The following is an 11,649-nucleotide window of genomic DNA, read 5'->3' on the forward strand; positions in this document are numbered from 1 at the left end:
GTTTTATGCTAAACAAGCAACAAACTCAAATCTGATGAGCTAATGCGTCTCTTAATTCAGCCACCCATTAGTCCACATTGCTTTGACGACGTACAACGATGAACTAAAACACTCTCTTAGGCAATCACGCTATTTTGTCCAATTTGCGCTGACGGGATACAATTAAGAAAAACTAAAGTTGTTAATACTCAAAGATGTGGCTGTTACCGGGACTGTATCAGTGCCGATCAGTGTAATACCCATGTCATCCACACCATTTCCATCTAAGTCAATCTCCAGCGTTTGTGTTGCTTCGTCAAAGCGCAATTGAGTCGAACCGTTATTCTCGAAAACATTCCCTTGAATGTAAGAGGTAGTACCATTTTGCATGTTGGGGGAAAATTGTAGAATATCAGCAGTCACATCAAAATTGCTGACTAAGTCCTTAACGGTAGTGCCATTCGATTCTGTTTTATCATTGTAGCGTAGAATGTCTCTGGCTGAAAGTCCACCCAGCATGATAATGTCTGTGCCTAAACCACCCGCAATAATATCTCCAGAGCCACTGCCAGTATAAGTATCATCCCCTTGCCCGCCCCTAAAGTTAACAGCTACAATATTATCGCTCAGATCGAAAGTTACGCCACCCACGTTACCGTTAGCATCTTTCACAACACCAGATGCATTAATCGTATCAATGTTAGAACCAAACAGTTGTGTCACCTTGATACCGTCAGAACCGGTCACATTTAATGTAGTTAGTTGAGCATCGTTCAATCCACCCAGTGAAGTAACGACTGCAGGATTGCCAGCAATGGTAGATGTCGCCAAATTAATAGTTTCAAGACCTTCCGAATTGATCATCATAGGTAAAGTTGCGAAATTAACCTCTTGACCAAAGGTCAGAGTTGCAGCTTTAGCAGGGCCATCCTTGACTTCTATCGCAATCGTACCTGCAGTAGCCGAAGAAGCTGAGAAGGCTACAGTGGCATTATTCGGCAGATTGGTTAAGCTCAGCGTATCTTTGCCTGCGCCAGCACCAGCAAAAACATCATAAATAATGACATTTCTGACTCCGAATAACTCAGCGTCTATGATTGTATCCGCAGCTAACGGACTACCCAAGGTAACACCGAGTGTTTCAATGTTCTCCACTGAGACAGCACTGCTGATAGCCTGTATGTCAGCCAGTGTGATATTTAGCGTATCATTACGTCCTCCACCGCCATCAATGGAATCGCTAGGATTGAAGCTACCAGCCCCGCCATTTATGATATCATTCCCAGAAGTACCTTTTATCTGATCGGCATTGGGAGTAAGCGTGTAAGTTTTACCAGGCTCGTTACCTGTGCTGTCCAGAAATGCTTTAGCCTCAGCTTCTGTCTTAGGAAATGCCGGGGTTACACCTATAAGTATGCCCTGAAGTTCACTTAGATCGTTGGCAGAATTCTCATTAGAATAAACTTTAGCAACTGTTATTTTATTTTGGAACAGATTAGCTAGGGCTTTAAATTCTTCAGCCGGGGTACCCAAAAGATAAAGTCCAGCCTCAATGATGATATCACTTATACTCGCCCCTTGATTAAGACGAGCATTGAAAAAAGCCTCTGCTTGGAAATCTGGACTATTAGAATCAGTATTACTTGCCGTCAGACCAAAATTATTCAACAGCTTTTTTGCAATTTCTTCATTCGTTACGACACCCTTCAGAATACCATTCCTAAACTCATCAGTTGTAACAAAGAAATTCGCCAGCGCTTGAAAAGACATTCCAGCATCAATTGCAATAATGAAGTCTTGAAGATATTGTGAACCAGGGGCAGCATTGAAAGTTGCTACTACCAATGCAATTATATTGTCTTTCTGTTGAGGGTTAGCCATAACTAGGATTTCCTTTGTGAATTGAATTGAAAATTTAAGGAAAAAATATATCGAATCGATTGGAATTTCTAAATATTGGAATTACTGATTAAATTGAGGATTCTGCCTCACAAACGTAACACGCCTATATTCGAGTGCGCGTGGATTCTTCTCATTTAATAACTCACTATATCCCTTCCCTACTGATTTCAATCTATTTTAATTAATACCATGTTGAATTATTAGATAACGTAAAACACTATTTGCGCGAGCTTGCGATAAACTTTGATTTAACTGAAAAGTTCCACTTCGATCAGCATGCCCTTCAATTATAAAATTATATTCAAGCAATCTATCTGTTTTCAAGGCATTCCCAATCTTATCTAATGCTCCCTTAGCATTCGAGGACAGGTTTGCAGAATTAATTTCAAAAGTAATTCTTACTGGTAGGCTAACAGGTTCGAGGCCTAATGGATTCGAATCGGTGTTTGTGTGCTCAATGTATTTAAAAGACCAGGTTCTAATTTTTTCATCAGGAGCGAATGCATCCACTACATCTGTTTCAGTTATTTCATTTTCATCCCAGACTTTTATTTCTCCCGCGCTTAGCATTTTAACTATCCCGCAAAGCATCAGCACAGTCATAAATACAATAGTAGTCGTCATAGTATCTCTCCTATCCACGGCTAGCTGATAGAAGCAGAAGCGCAAATTGCCGATATGGATAGCTTTACTCAAACAAACGCTGAACTGTTGTCGATTTTGTATCGATCATTGGCAGCGCTACGATAAACTATCAGCTAATTTAAACCTGATCAACTAAGGAAACGCTGATTAGTACACTGCACACCAGGAACTTGTCAACGACGGAGTAAAAAGGTACCAAATAGCGCGCGAAAAGTGTACCAGTTAGATTAATAAGAAGAGGGATTTAACCTCTTGGTTTTGCGCATCTGATTTTTTATTTCTTGGATTTCAGTCAAAGCGCAGTGTTTCTCCTAAAATCTTTTATATTGGTCTGGCATCCTCCTTTTCTATAGATTTGGTTTGTACTGTCTGCTTTTGCCGTTTTTTGCTTGCGGTCAGGCGATACGACTCCCCATTCATTTCCAGAATATGAGCATGATGGGTCAAGCGATCCAGTAATGCAACGGTTAGTCGTTCTGATCCCAGTACACTCGTCCATTCATCAAACGGTAAATTCGACGTGACCAGAGTGGCGGCATGTTCATATCGCCGACTAAACACCTCGAACAAGAGCTCTGCACCAACAGCAGTAAATGGTACATAACCGAGCTCGTCGATGATCAGCAATTTGACGTTAGTCAATTGCTTTTGCAAGGTACGCAGTCGCTTCTCATCACGGGCTTCCATTAACTCATGCACCAAGGCTGCAGCCGTGGTGAAGGAGACACTCATTCCTTTCTGGCAGGCAGCCAACCCTAAGGCCAAAGCCACATGAGTCTTGCCAACACCTGAAGGCCCCAGCGCAATGATGTTCTCGCGTTTGTCGATCCACTCGCCGCGCATCAACTCAAGCACCAGCGGTTTGTTCAATCCAGGAATTGCAGCAAAGTCGAAGGTATCCAAACTTTTAGTCACTGGAAATTTCGCCAGACGTATGCGTCGTTCGGTGTTGCGTCGCTCCCGATCAATACTTTCCAACTCGCACAGTCGTAACAAATAACGCGCATAATCAACATCATCGCGCGCGCACTCGTTTCCTACCTTCTCATATTCACGTGCAAAGGTCGGCAACTTCAGGGTCTTGAAGTGATTGACCAGCAAGACTTGTGGCGCAATCGTAGTGGGAATAGACGTATCAGTCATAACGCGCCTCCATAGGCTGCTGGTTTGCTTTGGGCATTTGCAGTAAGCTTAAGTACGCTCGTGGTTCGGTGGATTTACACTGGCATTCGGTAGATACGGGTAAAGCGCCAGGTCTAGTTTGGCAGGTCGTCGTCGAACATAGGACCAGATGTTTGATAGCATCAAAACCGACTACACCCAGATCTATTGCTTGTTTGATCGCCTGTTCAACCTGTATTCTCCAGTTAAGGGTTATTTTTTATTCATAATTGGCCAAAGAATTCCTGTTCATAAAAATTAATTTATATCGCACAATCAAAATGTTAAAAATCATCCAGACTGAACTATTGAATTTTGTAGAGGACCAATCTATAAATCAAGTATTCAACCATCGCTGTTGACGCCATGCTGGCGCACTGACTGGAAACAATTGGGTGCCTGACTCAAGTAAACACAAGTGTTGATTTGCAGCGATACGTTGCCGCTGAAATCCTTCCTTGAGTATTTGCATACTATGGTCGCGAGAAATAAGTTTGCCCATGAAATAGCGTTCACCATTGGCGAAGCTACTCTTATTGGCATCCCACCATGCTTGAATTTTAGTGGGATCTGGCCAGGGCAAGTTATCATCTTCGTCCATCTGCACGTTATTGCTTTCTGGATCATCATTAGGTCCCAGTTCAATCCCTTCAGGCGCATCGCGTTCAAGATCAAGATAAGCTAAATCAAGGCCGGTGATAAAACTAAACGATTCACCACCCAATCGAGAAAACTTTGGCTCATCCATTTGCTTAATCAGCCATGGTACGTAATAAGGATCACCGGCAATCCCTGCGCCCCGAATCAAACAGCGCATATTAGAAGCATTCTGTGCCAATGTCTTTAATAAAGCGTGAATATCTGTCAGCGCCAATACCTTTAACACAAGCTGTAACGCGTGTTCCTGGAGCGAATTAATCGTCAATGAATAGGCTTTAAGCACCTCAACTGCACTGGTTCGATTTCCCAACAAGGTCGCTGACCAAGCAGCCCAGAAGCGGCATGTCACATCTTTATCCGTTAATGATTGTTCACAAGCAAAACGCAGATCCCGCCGCCCCAATTCACCTGCTGCACGCAGAGCACGTGCCCGCAACTGCTGAGGTTGTTGATGATTAATTAACGAAGTAAGCACCACACCTGCATCCACTCGGTGCGAAACACAAGCAGCAAGACCCACTTGCTGTTTAAATGGGTCCGATGATGCAAGCAAGCTGGCACCGATGCCCTGGAGATGTTGAGCTGAAATCCAACCAAAAGCGGAAATCAATCCGGGTTGCACTTCTGGCACGGCAGCCGCCAGAGCAAACAATCTGTCCAGCCATTGCTCATCTTTTTCTTCAATCGCGCGAATCGTAGCTACGAACACTTCCCCGATACCCGCACTCTCCAATGCAGCTTCACAAATTTTTGAACCATACTCCCCGGCTACCGCCAGACCATCGAGGTGCGCTGCAATACGATCATCAATGCGACGAAGATGATGCAGCTTTATATGTGGCGAAACAACTTGCAGCAATCTGATATTGTGCAAGATTGCTGATTCTTCGGCGTGTTGTTGGATAATGTGAGGTATAGGTTTTGCAGTAGCAATTTGCATAATCATAATTCGAAATGATGCAAATCAGGGTGCTCAAAAGTCGCCCCCCAAAGGAATCCTTCTTCATGAAATTCCTTAACGAGTTCCCACGGCAAATCAAAAAACCCTTTCTGCCACTGTTTAATGAAGCCTTTATTCGCTTTATCAATCAGTTTCAAGGACTCATCACTTTCAATCGCAGTACTCAAAGGATCCTTTTTCGCGTCCGAAGCTTCTGCATTCTTAACCGCTTTACCCAATCGAGAAACGAATTCATCGTTAATCGCTTTAAAACTTTCATAGAGCTCTTTAGGCGCCGTCTTCCACTTCGATTGCGCAGTCGCATGTGAAAGTGATTTTCCTGTAAAACTCTGGATAGCTTTCCAAACGTCTATTTTGATCTGCGCATTCTTCGCTGATTCCACGTCGACTGCTGTTCCGATACCGTGTTCGCTGATCGTACCAAACCGATACCCTTCGAGCTTCATTGGACGCGGATTAAAACCACCATATTTAAAGTCTTTACCATAATCAACTTTTACTTTATCAAGCGCTGTTTTCAACTTCTCAGACATTTGGCTTTTAATCAGTTTCGGGATATCGGTGTTATCACCAAGCTTTTTCAGATAAGCCTTGCGCACCCATGCGTAAAAAACATTCTGTGCTTCTTTCCAGTCGGCATGGTTATTACGCGTTGCGGGATTCGGCTCGATATATTTGCGCAGCTTCTCATTATCAGCATCAAGTTCAGAGGTTGCAGCAAGCAGAAATTCACGATACGTTGCTTCTGAGCCAAAATAGCTATTCCGATCAGTCATATAATCTGACACCCGATACTGTCGCTTACCTTTGCTCCAATAAGAATAGCTTTTTTTACCGGAACTATTCTTGATTGCGCCATAAACTCTAATCAAGCGCTTAAGTTCTTCTTCTGCAGAATTCGGATTAACAGCTTCTGATCGAGCCACAATTGCGCCCAAATCATTTACCGTACCCATCGGTCCAGGTGTATAGTGCAGAAAATCATCAAACAAATTATTAGAAAGATCAGTTGGTCCGTGGTTAAATACGCATCCATATCTGTTTTTCCAGTACCCATAAATTCCAGGAATTTTGCCAGCACCCATATCAAACAGCTCCCTTTAACCGTCTTAATTTCACCATGACCTTGGATCACCTTTTGCGTTAAACTATTTTTCTAATTTTACAAGAAATCTCACTTATCCTCGCAAGCTCCATCAATGCGCGTTTCTGAAAGTTTTTCATTGCCACCAGCACTATTACGATAACGCACGTGGGTGCATTCAATTGTTGCAATATCGGATTCTTCTGCTGCGATCTCACTCTGATCAAGCGGCGTGTGACAAATACGCTCGGAAGTGATGGTAGTAATCACATCAGCCGAACCTCCCTGCTCAAAGTGAATACTTACCCTACAATAACCACCGTGCTTCCAGGTTGATGCCAGTAACTGATCGATCGCGCACCATCCATCGGCAGTGTGTGCAAACAAAAAAGCGCCATGAGAAGGCGGGCCATCTATTACAAGATCAGCAGCCATCACCGCGAGTCTGCCAAAATCATATCCACTGGGTGCCACCACTGGCTCATCACATGCTTCAATCCCCAAAATGGTTTCCCCACCAATTTCACGCCCTTCTATGCAGCTCCGAAGCTGTGCGCACCCGTCTTTAATTAAGCTGCTGATTGGTGGAACATTACAAGCAAGCGGACCCGTCTTTATACAAGTCATAGATTCAGCAATGTTCTTTTTTTTCTCGGAATCAGGCTGAATAGCTTGCAAATGATCATCTGAGCAAGCAAAAAAAATGAACGTAATTATCGTCGCGCCAATACCTACAAATACTCTGCGCAACATATTGATTGAAAAACAAAACTTCATCACATAAACTTCCCATCGATTCCACTGAAATCACACAAATTTAACCACCATCATCATTGCGCATGATTCCACATTTCCACTTGAAACAATCAATATAGCATAAAAAATTCGTGACAAATGTGCCGAAATTCACAACATTTTTATTACAACGATATGATTGTTATTGGAAATACAGTACATACGATTTGGCACTACTACCCAGGCATTTCGATAAAACGGCCTACTTCGATGAGTTTTGCGCACCGTTTCAAACAAACGATCAACATACCAAACCCAAATACCCCGCCTGTACGTCGTCAAACATTCTTGGATGTGTGACCACTCGCAAAAAACTACTCGATCCTAACTCTGAATGTCCGTAAGACTCAGCATTATTAATAACTGTCCAGCCACTGACGATATGCCAAACGCTTCGGCGTATCCTCTCGGTGCGCATAGACTAAACCTGTTGTAAATATTGGGTGAAAGAAATTCGCGCAGTGCATTCTCAATGACCTGTTTCAGCGTGCAACCTTGCTGCGCAGCCTGCTGCTTAGCGTACACCCATAACCGACCATCAATAACAATAGTTGTTCGCATAGTCAAACTCAAAAGAAAAAATCGTATCGCTAACGAATGTGCATACTTTCTGAGTAAGCTCTATTCTATATATGTCATATGCTTCGGTGCAGCTGATTAATAAGCGGTTTCTGTCTACGAAGCACGACTGAGTCAATCCATCTCAGCGATTAAAGACGCGGTAAGTGCGTGTCGGTACTTCATTGATCCAACGCTGATACTCCACCCATGCAATCTTCCCAACGTTGGGTGGCCACGGGTCGAGAACCAGTAAATAAGTTCCGTTTCCCGTCGGATTGTTGTCACTCACCATAGACGAAACAACGATCATATGCCCGGGCGAGCCGCTACCCTGTGCATACTCAGCACTATTCCACAGCATGTCAAACATCAAAGGGCTTTGACGTAGAGCCGTGTATAAAGCGGAGACAGACCAGCTCATTGGCGCATGACACCGTAGGTTGTGGATATTGCCATAGCGTGTACCAGTAACAACGGCTTGATCGCTGCCCGAGCTATTTCGTAGCCCACCATCGGAAGCAATCATGTCGGTTGGCGTTTTTGCACGGACTGCCGCCACTGTGGAATGCGTCATCATGGCTGTGCTGGCTGCCCAGCAAGTCGAAGCAGTTGGCTGTGCGATATGCGTGACGCTGTGATGTGCTGTGCTCAGTGTCAGCCCCTTCGCTAAGGCCGCGTGCGTCAATGGACCGACGATGCCATCGGGAGTTAGTCCCATTTGGCGCTGAAATGAGATTACGACAGCCTGAGTGTTCGGACCTAAAGAACCATCCACTTGCAGTTTCAAACTGGCAGGATTCTTGACGTTCAATTGAACCTGCAATACGACAACATCAAATCCTCGAGAACCGATGCGAAGCGTTGTAGCCATAGTAATTTCCTTTAAGTCAAAGGATTGAAGGGAAGCTGACAGAAAGCTGTGCTTTGTCTTCAAAATGAAATATTCAAGTTATTAGTTACTTGATACTCCTAAATTCCTTAGTCAGAATCTTGAATGAACTGTGACAATATACAACCACGTATGCGAAACTTTCTGTGATTTTTCACACAGAACATGCTGTAACAACCGGATAATTTCTGATTTTTGAATAGAATTGCCGGAGTGCAAGACGCAACTCCAACTACCGCCATGAGTTGCTAACTCGAATTATCAACTCAACCATTGCAATACATTCATCTTCGATAGAAAGGAATACAAAAAGATTGAAGTATTTTCACATCAATGCGACCTATTTCAATAGAATGCGATCGCCTATGGCGAATATTGGAAAAATACAACTCAAGATCAATCGATACCAACCTGCTACTCAAGAATTTCTCGATCAGTTAAATCGTATCGCAGACTTAAGAAAATATTTAATAATGCTCTTTTTTTCAGCAGGATAAATGAGTATCATAATGTAATAAATTTCCAGTTAATGTGTAATTTCTCACATACCCCCTCTCTCATAAATATTAATATCCTAGTCGAAATTGACAGACCTTTAAAAAATTCTTTTTAAGCTAAAATAACTGTTAAATTTAATAATGATTGGAATACTCCATTTGAAGTTTCAGAGCTATGCATCATTTTAAATTTTGTTCATGTGCAAATCCCTTTTTGCACCCTCCACTCAATGGTGGGCTTTAGTTGACTACATTTTCAACAGAAAAGAAGGAGTAAAGCAATGACAGAACCGTTAAATAAGGATTGCTTTTTGGAACCCCATTGGCGAGTGATCGCACAAGGGTTCCAAACCGAAACATGGTTTAATGATGGTCAAGCAATAGGAACTGGAGGAATTCAAAATCCACAACCAATCCATCTTCCCACCGGCAACTACTATTATCGATTTGCCTCGAGCAATTCACCCCGAGAAGCGCAGTTGGGAGGTGGATGGTGGCTGGACTACGAGAACTATAAAAAGATTGAAACCTTTGCTCATCAAAATGGTTATTCCATTCGTGATGCTGCTCGCCTGATGCTGGCACTGCCCTATGCGTGGACACGAGTCGATCTGAAAATAAAGGCATTGCTGGCAGCGCCTATGAAAGCGTATGCAGGTGAAGGAAAAGCAGCGCAAGGGGCACGGGGAGGAGCGGATAAAGGTACTGTCTGGATCCCTACACAACACTTAAAGATTCGTCAGCTATACATCCCAGGTCTTTACATTAAAAGTAGTCGGCCCCGTGAGCAACTTTTTGAAAAAGTGTTTTCGTCACAGGTGATGAGCCTTTGACGTATCCCTCGTTTCCACTCGAATGGAAGGTGACCCTTCGAAGTACCCCACGACATAGTCCATCTTGTAGATATTGCTGAGAAACGAATTAGGCAATTTGCTCAATCCCCATTCTTATTTCCCTTTGAGCGCTTTTTGCTAAATCAATCCACGCGCTGTTGGCCTGCCGCGCTTACTGTAACCAACCCGATTTCCGATAGCAGACTCGATCTTTTTCTTGAAATGGTCATTACCCAGCGGGGTGCCAGAATGCAAGCAGGCGCGGATTAATTCGATTTCCTCTGGGCGGGTTTCAATATCAAATCCAGCACGATAGGCAGCTTGACGCGCCTCAGGAGATTCCCCCAATGCCAGATACAATGCATGTGACTGAAGAATAGCATTATCATTCCCATGAGCATTCGCCGCATAACTGGACCATCGATACTGCCCAGGATGCTCAACCATTGCGGCACGCACCGGATTCATTTCGATATATCGCATGCAAATCAAGAAATAAGCTTCAGATTCTAAAATATGCCCCTTATGCCGCCCTTCCCACAAACTTCCTCTGCGCCGATAGGTTTTATTCATATATGGCACAAAATGGCGCCCAATCTTTTGGAATAATACGCTAATATCGTTTTCAGTCTTGGGTGTCACCAATAAATGCACATGATTGGTCATCAGCACATACGCATGAATCAAACACTCCAGATCATCGGCTGCGGCTTTCAGGAAACGTAGATAAGCCAAGTAATCCTGGTCATCAAAAAACACTGGTTCTTTATTATGTCCGCGTTGGAACACATGTACCGGTACCCCAGGTTGATAAAAGCGCTTTTTTCTTGGCATCAGGAATCCAATAAAGCGAGCGGATGGCGTACTTTTAAACCTTTAAATCGCTTAAAACCCTTATCTGTCGTCACCCAGTCACAATTCCATTCCATCGCCAAAGCCGCATGATAAGCATCGGCAATATCATTTCCTTTTGCATCAATTTGCTCAATACACCCCAAGAATATCTTCCAGTGCATCGGCCCAGGCGCAAGGCAAACAGCATTCTGCGGTTCTCTGACCTGGTTAGCGAAACGAACCGCGCTGGACAATGCAGAAGACATCTCAAAAATTCGGATGCGTGACAACCCGCAAAAACCCACTCAACACCAACTCCGAATAACCATAAGGAACAGTATCATTGATAATAGATTCCAACCATTTGCGATATGCTGAATGTTCAGACGTATCTTCCCGATGCGCATAGACCAAGACATTCACATCCATTAGAAACATCAGCGACCATTCATAATATCGCTCAAACTGCGGCTATTATCCAAATCAACACCTGGTTTCAAGCCAGCACCGGAAGCTGTGTCCAACCTCACCGAATCCTGTTTTAAATGATGACGAGAAAAAGACTCTCGCAGTGCGTCTTCAATAACTTGTTTTAACGTGCATCCCTGCTGAATCGCATAGAGTTTGGCATACGCTAATAATTGTTCATCAATATTAATGGTCGTTCGCATGATTCAATCCCAAAAGATAAAATCGTACTATGAACTGGTGGCATCATGCATAAATATGATGTATTAGAATAGGGTCTGGCCTGAATGTCACTTACTTAAGTCTTAAGCCCATTTTTTTGAGAAATATAGCCCCAAGCCACTGAAAACCATATAAACATGGCTGGCAGGATGATAGGC

The 11,649-nt window shown here is 43.4% G+C and carries 13 protein-coding genes and 1 pseudogene; 1 reads left to right on the forward strand and 13 read right to left on the reverse strand.

What is annotated here, in order from left to right; translation table 11 throughout:
• Positions 1-162: 162 nt before the first annotated feature.
• From C8R34_RS15240 to C8R34_RS15280, 9 genes and pseudogenes are all read right to left on the reverse strand, one after another.
• Positions 163-1,860 (reverse strand): hypothetical protein, encoded by a 1,698-nt coding sequence (locus C8R34_RS15240; RefSeq protein ID WP_110342032.1) that lies wholly within the window; start codon positions 1,858-1,860, stop codon positions 163-165.
• Positions 1,861-2,058: 198 nt separating this feature from the next.
• Positions 2,059-2,505 (reverse strand): OmpA family protein, encoded by a 447-nt coding sequence (locus tag C8R34_RS15245; RefSeq protein ID WP_110342034.1) that lies wholly within the window; start codon positions 2,503-2,505, stop codon positions 2,059-2,061.
• 342 nt (positions 2,506-2,847) lie between these two features.
• Positions 2,848-3,669 (reverse strand): IS21-like element helper ATPase IstB, encoded by an 822-nt coding sequence (istB, locus tag C8R34_RS15250; protein WP_110342036.1) that lies wholly within the window; start codon positions 3,667-3,669, stop codon positions 2,848-2,850.
• A pseudogene (locus tag C8R34_RS17460) lies at positions 3,662-3,871 on the reverse strand (IS21 family transposase); the annotation flags it as partial. The gene istB and the pseudogene C8R34_RS17460, both read right to left, overlap by 8 nt.
• A gap of 153 nt (positions 3,872-4,024) precedes the next feature.
• Positions 4,025-5,287 (reverse strand): TIGR02270 family protein, encoded by a 1,263-nt coding sequence (locus C8R34_RS15260; RefSeq protein ID WP_207896493.1) that lies wholly within the window; start codon positions 5,285-5,287, stop codon positions 4,025-4,027.
• A 2-nt stretch (positions 5,288-5,289) separates the two neighbouring features.
• On the reverse strand, positions 5,290-6,393 hold the full coding sequence (locus C8R34_RS15265) for a hypothetical protein (RefSeq protein ID WP_110342038.1): 1,104 nt from the start codon (positions 6,391-6,393) through the stop codon (positions 5,290-5,292).
• An 89-nt stretch (positions 6,394-6,482) separates the two neighbouring features.
• Positions 6,483-7,172 carry a hypothetical protein gene (locus C8R34_RS15270; protein ID WP_132467146.1) on the reverse strand — a complete coding sequence of 230 codons (690 nt, stop codon included), beginning with the start codon at positions 7,170-7,172 and terminating at the stop codon, positions 6,483-6,485.
• Positions 7,173-7,511: 339 nt separating this feature from the next.
• Complete coding sequence (locus C8R34_RS15275) at positions 7,512-7,748, reverse strand: hypothetical protein (RefSeq protein WP_110342042.1); 237 nt, start codon at positions 7,746-7,748, stop codon at positions 7,512-7,514.
• A gap of 142 nt (positions 7,749-7,890) precedes the next feature.
• The gene (locus tag C8R34_RS15280) at positions 7,891-8,619 is read right to left on the reverse strand and encodes a peptidoglycan-binding protein (RefSeq protein WP_110342045.1); all 729 of its coding nucleotides are present in this window, start codon (positions 8,617-8,619) and stop codon (positions 7,891-7,893) included.
• Positions 8,620-9,415: 796 nt separating this feature from the next.
• On the opposite strand from C8R34_RS15280, the gene C8R34_RS15285 reads away from it, so the two are divergent.
• A complete protein-coding gene (locus C8R34_RS15285; RefSeq protein WP_110342047.1) occupies positions 9,416-9,967 on the forward strand; it encodes a hypothetical protein in 552 nt (183 codons plus the stop codon).
• Positions 9,968-10,105: 138 nt separating this feature from the next.
• Here the strand turns inward: C8R34_RS15285 and C8R34_RS15290 are convergent, their stop codons facing one another.
• Genes C8R34_RS15290 through C8R34_RS15300 form a run of 4 tightly spaced genes read right to left on the reverse strand, consistent with a single transcriptional unit; the run spans position 10,106 to position 11,472 of the window.
• Positions 10,106-10,801, reverse strand: coding sequence for a transposase (locus C8R34_RS15290; RefSeq protein ID WP_110342049.1), 696 nt, complete (start codon positions 10,799-10,801; stop codon positions 10,106-10,108).
• Positions 10,801-11,067, reverse strand: coding sequence for a PIN domain-containing protein (locus tag C8R34_RS16715; protein WP_207896494.1), 267 nt, complete (start codon positions 11,065-11,067; stop codon positions 10,801-10,803). Before C8R34_RS16715 ends, C8R34_RS15290 begins: the two co-directional genes overlap by 1 nt.
• 1 nt (position 11,068) lies before the next feature.
• Complete coding sequence (locus C8R34_RS16720) at positions 11,069-11,230, reverse strand: hypothetical protein (RefSeq protein WP_207896495.1); 162 nt, start codon at positions 11,228-11,230, stop codon at positions 11,069-11,071.
• A gap of 8 nt (positions 11,231-11,238) precedes the next feature.
• Positions 11,239-11,472, reverse strand: coding sequence for a DUF2191 domain-containing protein (locus C8R34_RS15300; protein WP_110342051.1), 234 nt, complete (start codon positions 11,470-11,472; stop codon positions 11,239-11,241).
• Positions 11,473-11,649: the final 177 nt, after the last annotated feature.

This window comes from Nitrosomonas sp. Nm84, assembly GCF_003201565.1.
In the GTDB taxonomy this organism is placed as follows: domain Bacteria; phylum Pseudomonadota; class Gammaproteobacteria; order Burkholderiales; family Nitrosomonadaceae; genus Nitrosomonas.

Excerpts from the sequence above, each read along its gene's own strand:
- istB (WP_110342036.1), bottom strand. The coding sequence starts at position 3,669 with ATGACTGATACGTCTATTCCCACTACGATTGCGCCACAAGTCTTGCTG.
- C8R34_RS15290 (WP_110342049.1), bottom strand. The coding sequence starts at position 10,801 with ATGCCAAGAAAAAAGCGCTTTTATCAACCTGGGGTACCGGTACATGTG.
- C8R34_RS15285 (WP_110342047.1), top strand. The coding sequence starts at position 9,416 with ATGACAGAACCGTTAAATAAGGATTGCTTTTTGGAACCCCATTGGCGA.
- C8R34_RS15245 (WP_110342034.1), bottom strand. The coding sequence starts at position 2,505 with ATGACGACTACTATTGTATTTATGACTGTGCTGATGCTTTGCGGGATA.
- C8R34_RS15240 (WP_110342032.1), bottom strand. The coding sequence starts at position 1,860 with ATGGCTAACCCTCAACAGAAAGACAATATAATTGCATTGGTAGTAGCA.
- C8R34_RS15265 (WP_110342038.1), bottom strand. The coding sequence starts at position 6,393 with ATGGGTGCTGGCAAAATTCCTGGAATTTATGGGTACTGGAAAAACAGA.
- C8R34_RS15300 (WP_110342051.1), bottom strand. The coding sequence starts at position 11,472 with ATGCGAACGACCATTAATATTGATGAACAATTATTAGCGTATGCCAAA.
- C8R34_RS15275 (WP_110342042.1), bottom strand. The coding sequence starts at position 7,748 with ATGCGAACAACTATTGTTATTGATGGTCGGTTATGGGTGTACGCTAAG.
- C8R34_RS15280 (WP_110342045.1), bottom strand. The coding sequence starts at position 8,619 with ATGGCTACAACGCTTCGCATCGGTTCTCGAGGATTTGATGTTGTCGTA.
- C8R34_RS16720 (WP_207896495.1), bottom strand. The coding sequence starts at position 11,230 with ATGGATGTGAATGTCTTGGTCTATGCGCATCGGGAAGATACGTCTGAA.
- C8R34_RS15260 (WP_207896493.1), bottom strand. The coding sequence starts at position 5,287 with ATGCAAATTGCTACTGCAAAACCTATACCTCACATTATCCAACAACAC.
- C8R34_RS16715 (WP_207896494.1), bottom strand. The coding sequence starts at position 11,067 with ATGTCTTCTGCATTGTCCAGCGCGGTTCGTTTCGCTAACCAGGTCAGA.